Genomic DNA, 19,023 nt, shown 5'->3' with positions numbered 1-19,023 from the left:
TCACAGAAGGAACGTCTTTGAGGAGGAAAGTGTGACTGCTCTCGATCAGGTCCTGCAGGGCCTCGACAAGACCACTGCGTGGCAGGAGGAGCTCTACGTCCAGCTCCACCGCAATCCCGAACTTTCGATGCAGGAAACCGAGACGGCTGCCGAGATCACCCGGCGCCTGGAGTCCTTCGGCTACGACGTACAGCAGATCGGCGGCGGCGTCGTCGGCATCCTGCGCAACGGCGAGGGGCCCACGGCACTGTTCCGGGCCGACATCGACGCGCTGCCGGTGGAGGAGACCACCGGGCTGCCGTACGCCTCCACCAAGACGATGGCCGACCGGGCCGGGGTCACCACCCCGGTGATGCACGCCTGCGGGCACGACATGCACATCACCGCCGGCCTCGGCGCCGCCGAACTGCTGGCGGGCAACAAGGGGCTGTGGGCCGGGACCTATGTCGCCCTGTTCCAGCCCGGTGAGGAGACCGCCGAGGGCGCGCGCTCCATGGTCGCCGACGGACTGGTCGAGAAGGTCGGCCCGATCGACATCGCCCTGGGCCAGCACGTGCTGACCGATCAGGCCGGCCATGTCGGCACCCACGCCGGCCCGATGCTGTCGGCGGCCGCCTCGGTCAAGGTGGTGCTGACCGGCAAGGGTTCGCACGGTTCGATGCCGCACCTGGGTGTCGACCCGGTCGTGCTGGCCGCCTCGATCGTCACCCGGCTGCAGGGGATCGTGTCGCGGGAACTGTCCCCGAACGACTTCGGTGTGGTCACCGTCGGTTCGCTCCAGGCGGGCACGAAGGCCAATGTCATTCCCGGGAGCGCGACGCTGCTGATCAACGTCCGGGCGTACGACGAGGGCATCAAGGCCAAGATCCTGGCCTCGATCGAGCGGATCGTCCGGGCCGAGTGCCAGGCGTCCAACACGCCGGCCGAGCCGACCCTCGAGGTGTACGACGAGTACCCGCTGACCGACAACGACCCCGACCAGACCGCCAAGGTGACCGCCGCGTTCCAGGCGCACTTCGGGGCCGATCGGGTGGACGCGATGGACCGGGTGACCGCTTCGGAGGACTTCTCGATCATTCCCGACGCGTTCGGCGTCAAGTACGCCTACTGGGGCTTCGGCGGCTTCACTCCCGACCAGACGCCGCTGCCCAACCACAATCCCGGTTTCGCCCCCGCGATGCAGCCCACGCTGCGGACCGGTACCGAGGCCGCCGTTACTGCTGTGCTCGCTTATCTCGGAAAGGACGCCTGACCATGTCCACAACCCAGACGCCGACAACTTCGACGTCGACCTCGGGGAGCCCGAAGCCGTCCGGCTACCAGGGCACCGAGCGACTGCTGTGGGGCATCGTCCTCGCGGTGGTCACCTTCTGGCTGTTCGCCGGCACCATGGGCACCGTGGCGCCGGCCGTCATGGCCGATATCAATGCCACCCAGCCGCGGGTGAACAGCGCCTCGATGAACCTGGCGGTCTCCATCACCGCGCTGTTCTCCGGCCTGTTCATCGTGCTGATGGGTGGTCTGGCCGACCGGATCGGCCGGGTGCGGATCACCCTGATCGGCATCGTGCTGGGCATCGTCGGCTCGCTGCTGCTGGTCTTCGCCTCCGGCGCGGCGGCGCTGCCGCTGCTGCTGATCGGCCGGGCCATCCAGGGCTTCTCCGCGGCCTGCATCATGCCTGCCTCGATGGCCCTGGTGAAGACCTACTGGGACGGTGCCGGACGTCAGCGCGCCGTGTCGATGTGGTCGATCGGGTCCTGGGGCGGCTCGGGGCTGGCCGCCCTGTTCGGTGGGGTCATGGTCAACTTCGTCGGCTGGCGCGGCATCTTCATCGCCTCGATCGTGATCTCGGTGATCGCGTTCTTGATGATCCTCGGGACCCCGGAGTCCAAGGTCGAGGCGAAGGGCCCGCGCAAGGCGTTCGACTTCGTCGGCCTGACCCTGTTCATCCTCGGCACCCTGTGCCTGATGATCGTGCTGCTGTTCGGTTCCGCGCTCGGGTGGACCAGTGCGACCGTGCTGATTCTGGCGGTCGTCGCGGTGGTGGCGTACGTCGGATTCGTGTTCTGGGAGCGCAAGCAGGCCAACCCGTTCATCGACTTCAAGCTCTTCGCGAACACCACCTTCACCGGGGCGACGCTGTCGAACTTCCTGGTCAACGGCACCATCGGCATGCTGATGGTCTCCCAGCAGCTGATCCAGCTGGCCGGGCGCAAGGCCGACGGCAGCGCCTACACCGCCCTGGACGCCGGGCTGCTGACCATCGGGTACGGGGTGTTCATCATCGCCTTCATCCGGGTCGGGGAGAAACTGCTGCAGCGCTTCGGGCCGCGCAAGCCGATGATCTGGGGGTCCGCGATCGTGATCGTGGCCTGCCTGCTGCTGATGGCCACGAACCTGCTGATCGGGCAGTACGTGATCCTGGCGATCATCGCCTACTGCCTGTTCGGTCTGGGCCTGGCGTTCTACGCCACCCCGTCGACCGACGCCGCCCTGTCCAACCTGCCGGCCGACCAGGCCGGATCCGGTGCCGGCATCTACAAGATGGCGTCCTCGCTGGGCAGTGCGATCGGTGCCGCGGTCTCGCTGGCGGTCTTCACCGGTCTGGCCGGCGGCGGTGCCTCGCTGCTGGGCAACGTGGTGCAGATGTCCGGGCGTACCGACAACGCCAACCTGCGGCTCGCGGCGATGGTGGCCCTCGGGGTGAACCTGATCTTCCTGCTGCTGGCGATCCTGTCGATCACCATCACCGTGCCCAAGGGCGGCGGCAAGCGGGACCTCGGCAAGTCCGCCACCACGCCGCATCCGGAGCCGCAGCTGACCCCGGACGAGGAGAAGCAGGCCATCCTGGATCGGCTGTCGCACCTGTCGACCGCGGAGCTGGGGCGGTTGGAGAAGCAGGTGCTGGTCAACGAACTGTCCGACCTGGACACGAAGGTCCTGGCCGAACTGGTCGCGGAGCGGCGCAGCTGACGCGCTACCTCGCAGCACGCTACTGATCGGCCGGCCGGCCGCGGACCAGCACCGCGGTCGGCCGGCCGAGTGCTGTCGGGTCGGTCCGCAGATCGCCGTCGACGACCAGCAGGTCCGCCGACAAGCCGGGGCGCAGCCGGCCGGCGGGGACGCCGCAGTCGTCGGCCGCCCATGACGTCGCCGAGGCGAGTGCGTCGGCGAACGGGATCGCCGACGCGAGTTCCTGGACCGCCAGTTGCAGGCAGCCGTGCGGTTTCGGCGGTCCCACTCCGGCATCCGAGCCGGAGACGATTCGGATGCCGGCGGCGTACGCGAGGCGCACGGCGGCCTGACGCAGTTCCAGGAACCGGTCGAACAGAGCCGCACCGGCGGGTTCGGTGGGCAGGCCCAACTCGCCGAAGACCTTGACGAAGCCGGGCGGCAACGCCATCCCGGGCGGCATCCTGGACCGGTCGGTGCCCAGCGTCGGGCAGACACTGATGTTGGCCGCCGCGGTCGCAGCCAGCAGAGCTTCGGGGAACACCGAGCCGCCGGGGCGCAGCCCGCTGAAATGCTCGATCCCGTCCACCCCGGCGGCCACGGCCCGTTCCATGCCCAGCAGCGAATGCGCATGGGTGCGCAGCTTCAGCCCGCGAGCGTGGGCGAGGTCGACCAGCGTACGCAGCTCGGTGGTGGCGAATTGGGCCCCGAACTGATCCGAATCCGGCGTCAGAATGCCACCGGAGGCCATCACCTTGATCACATCCACCCCGTGCTCGGCATGTTCGGCGATCGCGCGCTCGGCCGGGTGGTCGGCGTCGATCACCCCGCCGAGAAAATGACAGTGCCCACCGGGCGTGGTCAGCGGTGGACCGGCCGCCAGGATCCGCGGCAGCCCGGGTCGGGCCCGGTCCCGGGCCACCACGGTGCGGTAACGCACATCACCGAGATCGCGGACCGTGGTCACCCCGGCGGCGACCTGAGCGGCCAGCGCGGTTTCGATCCGGGTGTCCAGCTCGTCGTCGGTCAGGCTCCCGGTCAACTCGAGCCCGTTCGGGGAGCCGTCGAAGACCAGATGGACGTGGCAGTCGATCAGGCCGGGCAGCAGCGTCCCGGCGTACGTGGTGACCTCGCAGTCGGCCGGCACCTCGAAGGCCTCGGACTCCACCGCGACGATCGTGTCGTCCTCCATCAGTACCGTGACCCCACCGGTGAAGAACCGCTCCCCGTCGAAGGCGTGGGCGGCTCGCCATGCTCGCATAGCTTCATGGTCCGCGCGTTCGTCGGCGGGTCACAAGTACCGCGTTCGAGGGGCAGGGAAGGAACGTTCCACGGCCCGAACTCTGGCGGCTGACCGCGTGCGATTGCAAACATTCCTGTGGCAGCACCCACCCCCGGCAAAGCCGCACAGGAGTCCCGATGAGAAGAGTTCTGACCAAGAAGAAGCTCGTGGCCGTCGCCGCCGCGGCCGCACTGAGTTTCGGTGTGGGCGGCGCGGTGGTCTTCACCGAGCAGGCCAGCGCCGCACCCAGCGATCCCAACGCACAGACCACGATCTTCCCGGTCGTGAAGTACGGCGCCCAGGGGGACCGGGTGACGACCCTGCAGTACCTGCTGCGCGCCAGCGGCCAGGGCGTCGCCGCCGACGGCAGCTTCGGGCCGAAGACCCAGCAGGCGGTCCGGAACTTCCAGTCCCGCAACGGTCTGGTGGTCGACGGGATCGTCGGCCCGAAGACGTGGCCGCGGCTGCTCAAGGTGGTCCGCGAGGGTAACCGGGGCGACGCGGTGAAGGCCGCCCAGACCGCGCTGCGCGCCGCCGGACACCGGATCGACGTCGACGGCTCCTTCGGGCCGGCCACCCGGCAGGCGACCCTCGCCTTCCAGGACGCCAGGAGCCTGGACACCGACGCGGTGATCGGCCCGGCCACCTGGGGTGCCCTGCTCGGCGCCAAGGCCCCGGCACCCAGCAAGCCCCCGACGAGCGGGACAAAGTCGCCCGGACCCGACACCCGGTACCCGAAGCCGAAGGGGAAGTACCCCAACGGGGAAGTGCCGGCCAATCAGCTGTGCCAGGTGCCCGGCTCGAAGTCCTCGGACTACCGGATGAGCTGCCGTGCGGTGCCCGACTTCACCGCGATGAACAACGCGTATCGCAAGGAGTTCGGGGTCAACCTGCAGGTCGACCACCTCGATCGGCTGACCACCTATCGGACCGTCGCCGACCAGCGGGTGCTGTACAACATGTACCTCAACGGCACCGGAAACCTGGCCGCCAAGCCGGGCACCTCCAATCACGGCTGGGGCATCGCGCTGGACCTCAACATGCGCCGCAACGGCGCCGGCTCGCACCAGTCCCGGACCTACCAGTGGCTCAACGCCAATGGCCCCACCTACGGTTTCAACGACACCGTGCCCAGTGAGGACTGGCACTGGGAATACCACCGCTGATCGCAGCGCCGGGTAGGGTGTGCGGGTGCACGCCTCGGATCCGGACGCCGACCAGACAGAGCCGGAGCAGCAGAACAAACAGCCGCACATCGGGCTGTTCACCCAGCTGTTCCGGTTCGTCATGACCGGCGGGCTGTCGGCCATCGTCGACTTCGGCACCCTGCTGCTGCTGACGAACCTGGTGCCCTGGCCCGGCGGCGGCCACGTCCCGGACAACCTGGCCAAGACCGTCTCGTTCATCCTGGGCACCAGCACGGCGTACGCGATCAATCGGCGCTGGACCTTCCGGGCGGCACCCTCGACCCGCCGACTGGTGATGGTCTGGGCCAGCTACGGGCTCACCTTCATCCTCCAGGTCGGCCTGTACGCGCTGACCCGACCGGTCCTGTTCGGCTATCTCCCGGAGAACTGGGCCCGCGCGGTCTCCTTCGTCATCGCCCAGGGCGCGGCCACCACGTGCAACTTCGTGATCCAGCGGTACGTGATCTTCCGCAGTCACTGACCCCATTACGATGCTGCGGTGACCGATACACCGCAGCCAGCCCGCCGCTTCATCGTCGGCGTCATCGGGGGCGGTCAGCTCGCCCGGATGATGTACGCCGCCGCGACCCGACTCGGGGTCACCCTCCGGGTGCTCGCCGAGGGACCCGAGGTCAGCGCCGCGCAGGTGTTCCACGACGTCACCGTGGGGGATTACACCGACCCGGCGACGGTCAAGGCGTTTGCGGCCGGCTGTGATGTGATCACCTTCGACCACGAGCACGTGCCGACCGACCTGCTGACCGAACTGGTCCATGCCGGCATCGCCGTCCGCCCCGGGCCCGAGGCGCTGGTGCATGCCCAGGACAAGGCCGTGATGCGGGAGCGGCTGAGTGGGTTCGCGCCCTGCCCGGCGTACCGGATCGTCACCGACGAAACCGACCTGGTCGCCTTCGGGGAGGAACAGGGCTGGCCGATCATCGCCAAGACCGCGCGCGGCGGGTACGACGGCAAGGGCGTGTGGAAGCTCGACGATGCCGCCGCGGCCCGCCAGCTGTACGCCGAGGTCGGCTATGACCAGCAACTGGTGGCCGAGGAGTTCGTCGACTTCGCCCGGGAACTGAGCGCCCTGGTCACCCGGTCCCCGTCCGGGCAGGCGGTGTCCTACCCGATCTCCGAATCGATCCAGACCGCGGGGATCTGCACCGAGACCCGCACCCCGGCGCCGGGGCTGAGCGAGGACCGCGCCGTCGAGGCGCAGCACCTGGCGCTGCGGGTGGCCGAGGAACTCGGCGTGGTCGGGATGCTCGCGGTGGAGTTGATGGAGCGTCGCGACGGTTCCCTGGTGGTCAACGAACTGGCGATGCGCCCGCACAACACCGGCCACTGGACCATCGACGGGGCCCACACCTCGCAGTTCGAGAACCACCTGCGCGCGGTGCTCGACCTGCCGCTGGGCGATCCGGGGCTGCGCGATCCCCACGTGGTGATGGCCAACGTGCTCGGCGGTACCGTGAACGACCTGCCGTCGGCACTGCTGCACTGCTTCGCCCGGGACCGCCGGTTGCGGGTGGAGCTGTACGGGAAAGAGGTCCGGCCCGGGCGCAAGGTCGGCCATGTGGTCGCCTACGGGGACGACCCGACCGAGGTACGCGGGCGCGCCCGGCATGCCGCGGATTACCTGATGGGAGTGGAGGAACAGACCAATGGTGAATGAGAACCCGCGGGTCGGGATCGTGATGGGCTCGGACTCTGACTGGCCCACGATGGAACCGGCCGCCACGGCGCTGGCCGAGTTCGGGATCGCGTACGAGGCCGATGTGGTGTCGGCCCACCGGATGCCCGACGCGATGCTGGCGTACGGCCGCCGGGCGCATGAACGCGGACTGGAAGTGATCATCGCCGGCGCCGGGGGAGCGGCCCATCTGCCCGGGATGCTCGCCGCGGTGACCCCGCTGCCGGTGATCGGCGTCCCGGTGCCGCTGAAGTACCTCGACGGGATGGACTCGCTGCTGTCGATCGTGCAGATGCCGGCCGGGGTTCCGGTCGCCACCGTCGCGATCGGCAACGCCCGCAACGCCGGGCTGCTCGCGGTCCGGATCCTGGCCGCCGGCGATCCGGAACTGACCCGGCAGATGCTCGACTTCCAGGCCGAGCTGAAGGCGATGGCCGAGGCCAAGGGCGCCAAGGTACGCGGTCACTGACCAGACCCGGTATCCCTGCGCATCATTGACGTTGGTGGCAGGATGGGCCTGCATGGAGACACTGCAGGTCGCGATCGTCGGAGCCGGGCCGTCCGGCCTGTACGCCGCCGAGGCGATCACCGGCCAGGACCAGTACGGCTACGCCGTCGACGTCATCGATCAATTGCCCACGCCGTTCGGTCTGCTGCGCTACGGCGTTGCCCCGGATCACCTGAAGATCAAATCCCTGGCGGAGAAATTCCAGGGGATCATCGATGACCCGCAGGTGCACTTCCTGGGCAACGTGGAGGTGGGCCGCGACATCACCGTCGACGAACTGCGCGAGCGCTACCACGCGGTCATCTATGCCTACGGGTCGGCCTCGGACCGCAAGCTGAACATCCCCGGGGAGGACCTGCCGGGCTGTCTGTCGGCCCGGGAGTTCGTGGCCTGGTACTCCGGCTATCCCGACACCAGCCTGCCGGTCGACCTGGACCATCCCGCGGTCGCGGTGATCGGGTTGGGCAACGTCGCCGTCGATGTGGCCCGGATCCTCGGACTGCCGGCCGCCGAACTCGACTACACCGACATGCCGAGCTACGTCCTGGAGGCACTGAACGCCAGTTCAGTGCAGGCCATTCACCTGCTCGGACGGCGGGGTCCGCTGGATGTGAAGTTCGGTCTCAAAGAGTTCCGCGAACTCACCCAGTGCCGCGGGATCGGCGTCCATGTCGACCCTGCGGACCTGGTCTTCACCGCGGCGGAGCAGGAGCGGATCGCCGGGGACCGTACCCTCGCCCGGCTGGTCGACCTGTTGCAGGAACTGGCGGTGCGTCCGGTCGATCCGACCGAGCGGCAGGTCTATCTGGATTTCTGGTCCACGCCGACCGCGGTGCTCGGCACCGATCACGTCACCGGGCTGGAGATCACCGACACCCGGACCAAGCAGGTCCGCCGGGTCGAGGTGGCCATGGTGCTCAAGGCCGCCGGGTATCTGGGCGTACCGCTGCCCGGGCTGCCGTTCGACGAGCGGGCCGCGGTGGTGCCCAGCGAGGAGGATCGGGTGCTCCGCGACGGGCAGCCGTCGCTCGGGGAGTACGTCACCGGCTGGATCGGTCGTGGGGCGACCGGGGTGATCGGGGTCAACCGGCACCATGCCCGCAACACCATCGCCGCGCTGCTCGCCGACGCCCCCGCCCTGCTCGCCCGGGAGCGCTCCGGCGACGCGCTCGGCCTGCTGCGCGAACGCGGGGTCGCGGTGGTCACCGAAGAGGGCTGGAGCAGCATCGACGCTGCCGAGATCGCGCTCGGTGCGACGGCCGGTCGGGCCCGTACCAAGATCAGCAGCCGGCTCGACCTGCTCGCGACCGGGACCGAGTGAACTAATATTCACTTTTTCTTTCGGGTCTCTGTCCGCCCGGGGTGATGGGTGCTTTACTAAGGGCCATGGGGACTTTTGCTGACATGTACCGCCCGACCGAGGACCACGAGATGTTCCGGTCGACGATCCGCCAGATCTGCGACGACAAGATCGCGCCGGCGGCCGCCGAGGTCGATGAGACCGCGTCCTTCCCGCAGGCTTCCTACGACGCGCTGCGCGCCGCCGACTTCCATGCCCCGCACGTGCCCGAGGAGTACGACGGGGTCGGGGCCGACGCCCTGGCGACGGTCATCGTCATCGAAGAGGTGGCCCGGGCCTGCATGTCCTCCTCGCTGATCCCGGCGGTGAACAAGCTGGGCTCGCTGCCGCTGATGCTGTCCGGCGGCGACGCGGTGAAGCAGGCGTACCTGCCCCCGCTCGCCCGCGGCGAGGCCCTGTTCGCGTACTGCCTGTCCGAGCCGGACGCCGGCTCCGACGTGGCCTCGATGAAGACCACCGCGAAGGCCGACGGCGACTCCTACGTCCTCAACGGCGTCAAGCGCTGGATCTCCAATGCCGGTGAGGCCGACTTCTACACCGTGTTCGCCAAGACCGACCCCGACGCGCGGTCCAAGGGCATCTCCGCCTTCGTGGTGGAGAAGGCCGACGCCGGCGTCTCCTTCGGTGCGCCGGAGAAGAAGCTCGGGATCAAGGGCTCCCCGACCCGTGAGGTCTACTTCGACAACGTCCGGATCCCGGCCGACCGGATCATCGGCGCCGAGGGTACCGGGATGAGCACCGCGATGCGTACGCTCGACCACACCCGGGTCACCATCGCCGCGCAGGCCCTCGGGGTCGCCCAGGGCGCGCTCGACTACGCGCTGGGCTATGTCCAGCAGCGCCAGCAGTTCGGCAAGCCGATCTCCGACAACCAGGGCATCCAGTGGATGCTGGCCGACATGGGCATGAAGATCGAGGCGGCCCGCCAGCTCACCTACGCCGCCGCGTGCCGCTCCGAGCGCGGGGACGCCGACCTGACCTACTTCGGTGCCGCGGCCAAGTGCTTCGCCTCCGACACCGCGATGGAGGTCACCACCAACGCGGTCCAGCTGCTGGGTGGCTATGGCTACACCAAGGACTACCCGGTGGAGCGGATGATGCGCGACGCCAAGATCACCCAGATCTATGAGGGCACCAACCAGGTGCAGCGGATCGTGATGGCCCGCCAGTTGCTGGCCGGGCTGCCCGACAACCGCTGAACCGGACCCGGCCGGAACCTCAGGGAATGAACCGCTCCAGGTTGCTGGTGTCACCGCGGGCCAATTGACCGAACATGTCCTTGGCCTTCGCGTTGTCCCAGATCACTGAGGACCCGGCCGACGTCCTCCGGTTGGCGTCCGCGATGGGCACCATCATGGTGTAGCCGTCGCCCTTGCTGATCGTCAGCATCGGGCTGACCAGGCCGATCAGGTGCGTCAGGTCGGTGGTCTCCCCGCGCTGGACCGACTGCGCCGCCCCGGTGTTCAGATTCCACCAGGTGAACGGATTGATCACCGTCATCGGGGTTGCCGCCTTCTTGACGATCGCGGCGATCATCTCCCGCTGCCGATTCATCCGGCCCACATCACCGAGGGGATCGGAGTACCGCATCCGGACGTAGCCGAGTGCGGTCGCACCGTCCATGTTCTGGCAGCCGGCGGGGATGTCCAGGTGGGAGTAGTGGTCCTTGATCGCATCCTTGGGGCACATCTCGATCCCGCCCAGCGCGTCGATCACGCTGACGAAGCCACCGAAGCCGAGCTCGACGTAGGCGTCGATCCGCAGTCCGGTGGCCTGCTCGACGGTCTGGGTGAGCAACTGCGGCCCGCCGAAGGCAAAGGCGGCATTGATCTTGTTCTTGCCGTGTCCCGGGATCGCCACGTACGAATCACGGGGGATCGAGATCAGCGCCGGCTTCCCGCTCGGCGGCACGTACAGCAGCATCATCGTGTCGGTCCGCCCACCTTCGGTGTCACCGGTACCCAGCCGCTTGCGCTCCTCGGCCGACAGGCCCGCGCGGGAGTCGGAGCCGACCAGCAGGTACGTGGTCCCCGGCTGGTTCGGGGGCCGTTCCCCGGTCGGTTGGTCGATGACGGTGTTGGTGCCGGTCCAGGCATAGATCGGGGTGGCGATGACGAAGATCACCCAGGCCAGCAGGAGGACGCCCACCACGGCGAGCACGGTGCGAACCGGACGCCGGCGCCGGGGGCGGCGTCGCGGCCCGGGGGCGGCCGGGGTCGGGGTCGGCCGACGGTTCGTCGGTGGGGGAGCCGACGCGGGACGCCCCGGCCGGCCTCCTCGGGGCGGCGTGTCCTGGGACAGATCGGATTCGGAGAAGGAGACATGACGATCGTCGGAGCGACCGGTCGCCGGCGGCGGGTTCACATGCGTACGTTCCGGCTCGTCGGGGCGGCGTCCCCCGTACAGCCAGTCGAGGTCGTCATTCTGGTTGCCGGCCATCCCACATCCCTTCCCTGCTCCGCCCCCAAGTATGCGGGACGATAGCAATCACGGCGGCGTGGCAACCCCGAACCCCGGCGGAGTCGAAACCATACTGGAACCCGGTCTGGGCCGCCCCGACGACGGGTGGCCGCCTTCAGTTCTTCCCCCCGGAAAGGCCGCCACATGTCCGATCGTGACCTCACTGCCCGCACGGAACGGTTGCATCTGCGCCGGGCATGGGGCCGATTGGCACTGACGTTGCTGCTGCCGGGGTCGGCGCAACTGGCCAGTGGTAACAAGCGCCTGGGCCGGGTCGCGGTCCGCGTGTACGCGGTGCTGTGGGGACTGCTGCTGCTGTACGCCGTCCTGTTCCTGGTCAACCGCGGGGCCGCCGTCGCGCTGATCACCGCGCGTCCGGTCACCATCGTGGTGAGCATCGTGCTGGTTCTGGCCGGGATCGGCGCGGCACTGCTCACCCTCGACGCCTGGCGGGTGTCCCGGCCGCTGGAGCTGACCACCGGCCATCGGCGCGTCTTCGCCGGGGTGGCCCTGGTCCTGGCACTGGTGCTGACCGGAGGATCGATCGCCTCGGCGAGCGTGATGACCGCGCAGGCCGACTTCTTCTCCACCGTCTTCAAGGGTGGGGGCGACACCCGGACCAAGGCCGGCCGCTACAACGTGCTGCTGCTCGGTGGGGATGCCGGCACCGGGCGCGAGGGGCTGCGCCCGGACTCGATGACCATCGCCAGCATCGACGCCAACACCGGTCGCACCGTGCTGCTGGGCCTGCCGCGGAACATGGAGGACATTCAGTTCCCCGACGACTCGCCGATGAAGAAGCTCTACCCGGGCAAGTTCGAGTGTGCCAACCACCAGTGCATGCTGAACGCGGTCTACACCAAGGCCTCCGAGCATCGCGAGCTGTACCCCGGGGTCAAGGATCCCGGCGCCCAGGCGACCAAGGAAGCCGTGGAGTGGGTCACCGGCCTGGAGATCAACTATTACGTCCTCATCGATCTGGACGGGTTCTCCTCCCTGATCGACTCGGTGGGTGGGATCCGGGTCGATGTGAACAAGCGGGTGCCGGTCGGCGGCGGGTCGACGGTGGTCAACCGCTACATCGAGCCCGGTCCGAACCAGTTGCTGGACGGCCACAACGCCCTGTGGTTCGCCCGCTCCCGGCACGACTCCACCGACTACGAGCGGATGGCCCGGCAGAAGTGCGTGATCACCGCGATGCTGAACCAGCTCGACCCGCTCACCGTGATGACCCACTTCCAGGCCATCGCCGCGGCCGGCAAGGGCGTGGTCGAGACCGACGCACCGACCTCCGAACTGGACAAGTTCGTCGACCTGGCCGTGAAGGCCAAGCAGACCAAGGTTTCCTCGCTGTCCTTCGTCCCGCCGCTGGTCCAGCCCGGGCAGCCCGACTTCACCGTGATCCGGGAGACCACCAAGCAACGCATCCAGGCCTCCGAGCAGTCGACGGACCAGCCGCTGCCGGCCGGGAACGCGCCGGATCCCAGCGCCACCCCCGAACCGGGCAAGGCCGCCGGTATCGACGACGTCGCCCAGATCTGCAAGGCGGTCTGAGCCGGCGCCCGCGCCGGTCAGCCGGCGCGGGAGGTATCGACGGTGTCGCCGCCGCCGCGCAGCATCCCGACCCACCAGCCGGTGCCCCAGGAAAGGTGCATCGTGAGGATCGCCAGCACGTAGCAGACCCGGTCCAGCAGCGATCCCGGGGAGCGCGCGGCCAGCCCGGCCAGCAGGCCGCCGTAGGTGATCGGGCCCAGGTACGCCCCGCGCAGCAGCACCGCCGGGCCCCGCAGCCGGCCCACTGTGTCGCTCACCCCGACCAGCGCGCTGAGCAGCAGGGCCGCCACCAGGGCCCCGGGCACGAAGAACCGGGTCGGCGTCTGCCGCAGCATCGAGCGGGTCAGCGCGCCGCGCCAGACCCCGGTGGACCAGAACTGCCGCGCCAGCTTCTGCACCGACTCCCGCGGCCAGTAGACCGTCTGCAACTCCGGGGTGAACCAGATCATGTGCCCGGCCTTGCGGATCCGCAGGTTCAGTTCCCAGTCCTCGCCCCGGCGGATCGACTCGTCGTAGCCACCGACCTCGGCCAGCACGTCGCGCCGGAACACGCCCAGGTACGCCGACTCGCACGGGCCCGGGGTCGCGCCGGAGTGGTACGCGCTGCCGCCCAACCCGTACTTGGAGTTGTACGCCCGGGCGACCGCCCTCTGGAACCGGGTCCGGCCCTTCGCCACCATCAGCCCGCCCACATTGGCCGCCCCGGTTTCGTGCAGCGTGCGTACCGCGATCCGCAGGTAGTCCGGCGGCAGCTCCGAATGGGCGTCCACCCGGGCCACGATCGGGTAGCGGGTGGCCTTGATGCACAGATTCATCCCCTTGGGGATGTCGACTCCCGGGTTGTGCACCAGCCGGACCTGGGGATGTTCGGCGGCCAGTTGCTCCGCGACCCGGTCGGTCGCGTCCCGGGACGGCCCGAGCGCGAGGACGACCTCGGTCTGTCCCGGATAGTCCTGGGCCAGGATCGCATCGACCGCGGCCCGCAGATAGGTCTCCTCGTTCAGCACCGGCATCACCAGCGACACCGCGGGCCAGTCGGTGGACTCGAAGGTCCGGCTCGGCGTACTCACTTGTCTGCCTCCACCAGTTCGGCGGCCCGGATCGCGGCCAGCCGGTCGGGTCCGGGCGTCCCCTCCACCAGCACCGCGGACCCGCCGCCCAGCAGCGGTTCGACCAGCGCGGACCGGACGGTGTGCCACGGGTCGGTGGGCACGATCAGCACCCGGCGGGCCTCGGGGGTCAGCACGGTCAGCCCGGTCAGGGTGTACGCCGGGTCCGGCCAGGCCGGGGCGGTCGGCGCCGGGGTCGTGCCGAAGAAGGCGTCGGGCTGCAGGCGTACCTCGGTGGCGTAATCGATCACCCCGGCGGGCAGGTCCCGCAGGCCCATCCCGAGCGGGTGCAGGGAACAGGCCAGGGTCGGGATCTCCCGCGCGGCCCCCGGCTCCGGGCCGGTCACCGCGGCATCGGCCGGTCCGGCCAGCACGATCTCGACGCCGGTGCGCCAGGCCGCCTGGACCCAGACCAGACTCATCCAGTGCCCCGGCCGGGTGGTCAGCACCTCCAGCCGGATCCGGTCGCCCTCGCCCAGCTCGAGTTCGTCGCCGATCAGGTTCGCGGTCTTGTCGACCCAGTTCGCGAAGGTCCGCGCGGACAGCTCGGTCCGCAGCCCCGCCGGCTCCTCGAACCAGGTCAGCAGCGGCGCGGACGGCAATGCGCGCACCCGCGAGGAGAGAAGATCACTGATCGTCGGCACCGCCCCATGGTAGGCCGCAGCCGTCCCGGACCCCATTTCGGTACGCTTCCCGGGTGCGATACGTGGTGATCATGGCAGGCGGGTCCGGCAAGCGACTGTGGCCGTTGTCCCGGCAGGGGATGCCCAAACAGATGCTGCATCTGGTGGGGGACACCTCCCTGTTGCGGCTGGCGTACGAGCGAGTGGTCGACGTGGTCGGCGCCGATCGGGTCTGGGTCTGCACCGGCGCCCGGTACGCCGAGACGGTGCGGGCCGAACTGCCCGAACTCGCCGCCGAGCGGATCCTCGGTGAGCCGGAGGGCCGCGACTCGCTGAACGCCGTCGCCTGGCCCGCCGCCGTGCTCGCCCAGCAGGACCCGGAGGCCGTGGTGGCGATGGTCACCGCCGACCAACTGATGGAGCCCACCGCCGCCTTCCAGGACGCGCTGCGCGAGGCGTTCACCGTGGCCGAGGAGGATCCGACCGCGCTGGTCACCTTCGGGGTGGTGCCGAACAGTCCGCACACCGGTTACGGCTATCTGCGCCGCGGGGCCCCGCTGCCGGAGCATCCGAACGTGTGCCGGGTCGCGGAGTTCGTCGAGAAGCCGAATCTGGAGACCGCCCAGCGCTACGTCGACTCGCAGAACTATTGGTGGAACGCCGGCATGTTCGTCTGGCAGGCCCGCACCCTGCTCGCCCAACTGGAGCACCTGGTTCCCGACTGCTACCGGATCGTCACCGAGATCGCCGAGGATCCCGGCAAGGTCGAGCAGATGTTCGGCGGGCTGCCGAAGATCAGCGTCGACTACGCCATCATGGAGCCGGTCTCCCGCGGCCGCGGGGCGCGCATCGACGGCGCCCGCAGCCATGTGGTCGCGGTCCGGCTGCCGATCCGCTGGTTCGATGTCGGCGGGTTCCCCTCGCTGGCCGAACATCTGCCGCACGATGAGGCCGGGAACGCCCTGGACGGTCGCACGATGATCCTGGACGCCGGACACAACCTGGTGCTGAACAAGGCCTCGGAGCACCTGGTCGCGGTGATGGGCGTACACGATCTCGTCGTGGTGGCCACCGATGACATCACCCTGGTCTGTCCGGTCAGTCAGGCCGAATCGATCAAGGCGCTGGTGGCCAAGGTCGCCGATGAGGTCGGTCCGGAGTTCGCCTGACTCAGGCGTACGGGGCGAGCAGACGGCGGACCCACGCGGCATCGTCGGGGATCGACGCGGTGATCGCGTCGAGCAGTTCGGCACCGTCCAGGTCGACCAGTTCGGCGTACCGCTGCGGCTGCCCGGTCGCGGCCAGCACCGCCGACAGCACCGCCTCGCGCTGACCCAGCCGGAACAGGTCCGCCTCGGCCGGGCGCAGCAGGCTGCGGGCGCTGCCGTCGGACTCGGTGACCAGGTGCGCCAGGCCGCGGATCACCGCGACCGGGCGACCCCCGAGCTTGGTCTTGGCCAGGTCGGCGGCCGCCGCCAGTTCGTCGGCCACCGCGATCTCGGTGACCCGCAGATCGTTGCCGAAGGAATCGGTACGCCCGACATGGGAATCGACGGTCAGCACCCCGGCGGATCCGATCGCCAGGTCGGTCTGCCCGACCCGCCAGGCCCGGCCCGCGGTGTCGGAGACCACCACGCCCAGCGGTACGCCGGCGCGCTCCTGCAGCCCGGCCCGAATGGCGCGGGCGCTGGCATCGGGGTCCACCGGGAGCAGCAGGGAACGCCCCGGGGCCACGTTCGAGGAGTCGATCCCGGCCGCGGCATGGACCAGCCCGAGCCGGTGCTCCACGATCACCGTGCCGCCGCGGCGGGCGACGGTCCGGGTGGACTCCGCCCGGCGGGCGGTCTCCTTGTCGGCGGAGTCGATGTAGCGGTCCTCGGCCTTGGAGATCACCTTCGAGGTCACCACGACGATGTCGCCGGCCCGCAGCTCGGTCGCCGCGACGATCACCGCGGCCAGGTCGGTGCCCGGCCCGATCTCGCCGATCCCGGCCGGCGCGAACACCTCGAAGCGGTTCATCGCGCGGCCACCGCGGTGTGCAGGAAGGCGGCGGTCGCCTCCGGGGAGGTCATCATCGTGTCGACCGCGACCGCGTCCAGCCCGTCGGCGGCCAGCTCGGCCACCGCGGCGGCGTCCCGCTGATCGACCACCCACCGATCCAGGATGCCGCCGGGACGGTTGCGCGGACCGTAGTGGCGGCCGACCGCCGCCGCGCTCACCGCCACCCCGATCGCCGGCAGGAGCTTGTCGGCCATCCCCAGCACCGGGGCGCCGCCCAGGATCCCGGACACCCCGATCACCGGGGCCCGGGTCGCCCGCAGCGCCGCCCGGACGCCGCTCACGCCCAGGATCGGGCCGATCGAGACCACCGGATTGCTCGGCGCGATGAGCACCAGGTCGGCGGTGGAGATCGACTCCAGCACCGCGTCGGTGGCCTTCGCCTGATCGATGCCGACCTGGACGACCTGGATCACCGGCAGCGCGGCCCGGTAGCGGACCCAGAACTCCTGGAAGTGCATCGCGCGCTGCCCCGAACTCTGTTCCGGGTCGGCGACCACGATGTGGGTCTCCACCCGCTCATCGGTCATCGGCAGGATCCGGACCGGGGAGTCGGCGCCCAGCCAGCGGGTCTGCAGTGCCAGGGTGATCTCGGTGTTGGAGTAGCCGGCGTTGTACAACTCGGTGCGGACCAGGTGGGTGGCAATGTCGCGATCGCCCAGTTGGAACCACCGCGGCTGGATCCCGTACGCCTCGAACTCCTCGGCGATCCGCCAGCCCTCGTCATTGCGACCCCAACCCTTCTCGGCGTCGATCCCGCCACCCAGCGCGTACATCATCGTGTCCAGATCGGGGCAGATCCGCAGCCCGTGCAGGGAGATGTCGTCGGCGGTGTTGCCGATCACATCGATCCGGGCCGCCGGCCACGCCGCGCGGACACCCCGGACGAACCGGGAGCCGCCGACGCCACCGGCCAGGACGGTGATCCGGGCGGGGGCAATCTCAGAGGTCGTCACCGGGTCATTGAATCAGTCCGCGCCGATGCTTCTGCGCGCCGCACAAAAACTGTCGGAGGTGCCCTCTAGGCTGACACCCGCAGCCGACAAGAGGGGGTGGGTGGGGTGAGTACGAACGCCGATGCGGCGCTGCCCGGGGTGCGGGCGGCCCGGGAGCCGATCGCCTGGGTCGTGCTGGTCGCGGTCACCCTCGGTGCGATCGTGGCCATCGTGCGCGGTGCCCGGTACGCGATGACCTCGGGGCAACTCACCGATCTGGCGTCCCTGCCGATCATTCCTCTCGCCCAGGTGGCCGTGCTGGTGCCGGTGCTGCTGCTGTGTGCCGCCTGGGGGACGCCCACCCGCCGTGCCCGGGTGGTGGTGAGCCTGGGCGCCCTGGTGCTGACCGCGACCGCGGCGGTCGAGGTGATCTTCGAAGTGATCGCGGCGATGGCCCGCCTCGACGATCCGGCCGGCCTGCTCGCCGGTGCGGCCGAACTGGTCCGGGTCGCGGTGCAGGTGGCCGCCGCGGCCGGGCTGTGGCACGTCGCCCAGGATCTGTCCGCGCCCCGACCGGAGCCCGAACCGGAGCCGGCGCAGAGCGCACCCGAACTCCCGGCCGAAGCGGCGGTGCCGGAAGTGCAGGTGCAGGTGCACGACCCGCGGGCGGGGGCGGTCTGGACGACCGCCGGGGCCGCCGCCGAGGGGCAGGCCGCCGACAGTTGGGGCCGGTCGGCCCCGCAATCGGGATGGGGCACCTCCTCCCGCTGGACCCCGCCGGAGCCGCCGGTCGAGTCGTGACACCGGGGCGCCGGTTATGTGTGCGCCCTCACATTTTCTGGCCTCCTGTGGCCTGTCTCAGCATGCCCGGACCTTGACTCTGTGGTCTCACATGGATGTAATTTCACCAGTGATGTTCACCGGACGGGCGGGTTCGGTGGACGGGTCGAGGAGGAAACATGCAGGAAATGCTCTACCTGGTCGAAGAACAGGAAGATGACGGCCTGCTGGGTTGGCAGGAGCGCGCCCTGTGCGCCCAGACCGATCCGGAGGCTTTCTTCCCCGAGAAGGGTGGCTCCACTCGCGAGGCGAAGAAGGTGTGCCTGTCCTGTGACGTGCGCTCCGAATGCCTCGAGTACGCCCTGATGCACGATGAACGATTCGGCATCTGGGGCGGATTGAGCGAGCGGGAACGCCGGAAGCTGAAGAAGCGAGCGGTGTGAGCGATGAGGGCGCCTTCGGGCGCCCTCTCGCTTTCCCCGGATAGGATGTGGGCGCTCGTCGGGTAGCGTCGGGCACCCG

General features: G+C 69.6%; 18 protein-coding genes. 12 read left to right on the top strand and 6 right to left on the bottom strand.

Translation table 11 applies throughout. The features are described 5' to 3' along the window. The first annotated feature begins 31 nt into the window (after nt 1-31). Together G531_RS0100330 and G531_RS0100325 are read left to right on the top strand one after the other, a co-directional pair. The gene (locus tag G531_RS0100330; RefSeq protein ID WP_026925727.1) at nt 32-1,252 is read left to right on the top strand and encodes an amidohydrolase; all 1,221 of its coding nucleotides are present in this window, start codon (nt 32-34) and stop codon (nt 1,250-1,252) included. 2 nt (nt 1,253-1,254) lie between these two features. Then, a complete protein-coding gene (locus tag G531_RS0100325) occupies nt 1,255-2,973 on the top strand; it encodes an MFS transporter (protein WP_026925726.1) in 1,719 nt (572 codons plus the stop codon). A 19-nt stretch (nt 2,974-2,992) separates the two neighbouring features. On the opposite strand, the gene G531_RS0100320 is transcribed toward G531_RS0100325, so the two are convergent. Next, nucleotides 2,993-4,213, bottom strand: a complete 1,221-nt coding sequence (locus G531_RS0100320; RefSeq protein ID WP_026925725.1) for an amidohydrolase family protein — start codon at nt 4,211-4,213, stop codon at nt 2,993-2,995. 158 nt (nt 4,214-4,371) lie between these two features. On the opposite strand from G531_RS0100320, the gene G531_RS0100315 reads away from it, so the two are divergent. The 6 genes from G531_RS0100315 to G531_RS0100290 all read left to right on the top strand — a co-directional run bounded on the left by G531_RS0100315 (nt 4,372) and on the right by G531_RS0100290 (nt 10,181). Next, nucleotides 4,372-5,400: a peptidoglycan-binding protein gene (locus G531_RS0100315; protein ID WP_051214819.1), complete on the top strand. Its 1,029-nt coding sequence runs from the start codon at nt 4,372-4,374 to the stop codon at nt 5,398-5,400. Nucleotides 5,401-5,425: 25 nt separating this feature from the next. Beyond that, nucleotides 5,426-5,902, top strand: a complete 477-nt coding sequence (locus G531_RS0100310) for a GtrA family protein (RefSeq protein ID WP_245630500.1) — start codon at nt 5,426-5,428, stop codon at nt 5,900-5,902. Nucleotides 5,903-5,989: 87 nt separating this feature from the next. Next, nucleotides 5,990-7,096, top strand: a complete 1,107-nt coding sequence (locus tag G531_RS0100305; protein ID WP_051214875.1) for a 5-(carboxyamino)imidazole ribonucleotide synthase — start codon at nt 5,990-5,992, stop codon at nt 7,094-7,096. Continuing rightward, on the top strand, nt 7,086-7,583 hold the full coding sequence (purE, locus tag G531_RS0100300; protein ID WP_035756592.1) for a 5-(carboxyamino)imidazole ribonucleotide mutase: 498 nt from the start codon (nt 7,086-7,088) through the stop codon (nt 7,581-7,583). The genes G531_RS0100305 and purE overlap by 11 nt, the downstream gene beginning before the upstream one ends. Nucleotides 7,584-7,635: 52 nt before the next feature. Beyond that, nucleotides 7,636-8,943: an FAD-dependent oxidoreductase gene (locus tag G531_RS0100295; RefSeq protein WP_035756590.1), complete on the top strand. Its 1,308-nt coding sequence runs from the start codon at nt 7,636-7,638 to the stop codon at nt 8,941-8,943. 83 nt (nt 8,944-9,026) lie between these two features. Further along, nucleotides 9,027-10,181 (top strand): acyl-CoA dehydrogenase family protein, encoded by a 1,155-nt coding sequence (locus G531_RS0100290; protein WP_373277316.1) that lies wholly within the window; start codon nt 9,027-9,029, stop codon nt 10,179-10,181. Nucleotides 10,182-10,200: 19 nt separating this feature from the next. On the opposite strand, the gene G531_RS0100285 is transcribed toward G531_RS0100290, so the two are convergent. Beyond that, nucleotides 10,201-11,421 (bottom strand): LCP family protein, encoded by a 1,221-nt coding sequence (locus G531_RS0100285; protein ID WP_051214818.1) that lies wholly within the window; start codon nt 11,419-11,421, stop codon nt 10,201-10,203. Nucleotides 11,422-11,586: 165 nt separating this feature from the next. Here G531_RS0100285 and G531_RS0100280 point away from each other — a divergent pair, with 165 nt between their 5' ends. After that, nucleotides 11,587-12,996, top strand: a complete 1,410-nt coding sequence (locus G531_RS0100280; RefSeq protein ID WP_026925717.1) for an LCP family protein — start codon at nt 11,587-11,589, stop codon at nt 12,994-12,996. Between the two features lie 17 nt (nt 12,997-13,013). Here the strand turns inward: G531_RS0100280 and G531_RS0100275 are convergent, their stop codons facing one another. Both G531_RS0100275 and G531_RS19360 read right to left on the bottom strand, forming a co-directional pair. Beyond that, nucleotides 13,014-14,066 carry a glycosyltransferase family 2 protein gene (locus G531_RS0100275; protein ID WP_026925716.1) on the bottom strand — a complete coding sequence of 351 codons (1,053 nt, stop codon included), beginning with the start codon at nt 14,064-14,066 and terminating at the stop codon, nt 13,014-13,016. After that, nucleotides 14,063-14,749 (bottom strand): TIGR03089 family protein, encoded by a 687-nt coding sequence (locus tag G531_RS19360; RefSeq protein ID WP_162143125.1) that lies wholly within the window; start codon nt 14,747-14,749, stop codon nt 14,063-14,065. The genes G531_RS0100275 and G531_RS19360 overlap by 4 nt, the downstream gene beginning before the upstream one ends. Before the next feature lie 53 nt (nt 14,750-14,802). On the opposite strand from G531_RS19360, the gene G531_RS0100265 reads away from it, so the two are divergent. Beyond that, on the top strand, nt 14,803-15,897 hold the full coding sequence (locus tag G531_RS0100265; protein ID WP_026925715.1) for a mannose-1-phosphate guanylyltransferase: 1,095 nt from the start codon (nt 14,803-14,805) through the stop codon (nt 15,895-15,897). Between the two features lies 1 nt (nt 15,898). Here G531_RS0100265 and cofE read toward each other — a convergent pair whose 3' ends face one another. Beyond that, a complete protein-coding gene (gene cofE / locus G531_RS19355) occupies nt 15,899-16,747 on the bottom strand; it encodes a coenzyme F420-0:L-glutamate ligase (RefSeq protein WP_051214816.1) in 849 nt (282 codons plus the stop codon). After that, nucleotides 16,744-17,742 carry a 2-phospho-L-lactate transferase gene (gene cofD / locus G531_RS0100255; protein ID WP_026925714.1) on the bottom strand — a complete coding sequence of 333 codons (999 nt, stop codon included), beginning with the start codon at nt 17,740-17,742 and terminating at the stop codon, nt 16,744-16,746. The genes cofE and cofD overlap by 4 nt, the downstream gene beginning before the upstream one ends. 105 nt (nt 17,743-17,847) lie before the next feature. On the opposite strand from cofD, the gene G531_RS0100250 reads away from it, so the two are divergent. Beyond that, nucleotides 17,848-18,522, top strand: coding sequence for a hypothetical protein (locus G531_RS0100250; RefSeq protein WP_026925713.1), 675 nt, complete (start codon nt 17,848-17,850; stop codon nt 18,520-18,522). Nucleotides 18,523-18,689: 167 nt separating this feature from the next. Further along, a complete protein-coding gene (locus G531_RS0100245) occupies nt 18,690-18,944 on the top strand; it encodes a WhiB family transcriptional regulator (protein WP_428829744.1) in 255 nt (84 codons plus the stop codon). Nucleotides 18,945-19,023: the final 79 nt, after the last annotated feature.

The organism is Granulicoccus phenolivorans DSM 17626 = NBRC 107789 = JCM 15570 (assembly GCF_000423085.1).
Classification (GTDB): Bacteria; Actinomycetota; Actinomycetes; order Propionibacteriales; family Propionibacteriaceae; genus Granulicoccus; species Granulicoccus phenolivorans.
This window is presented reverse-complemented; position numbering and strand designations above follow the sequence as displayed.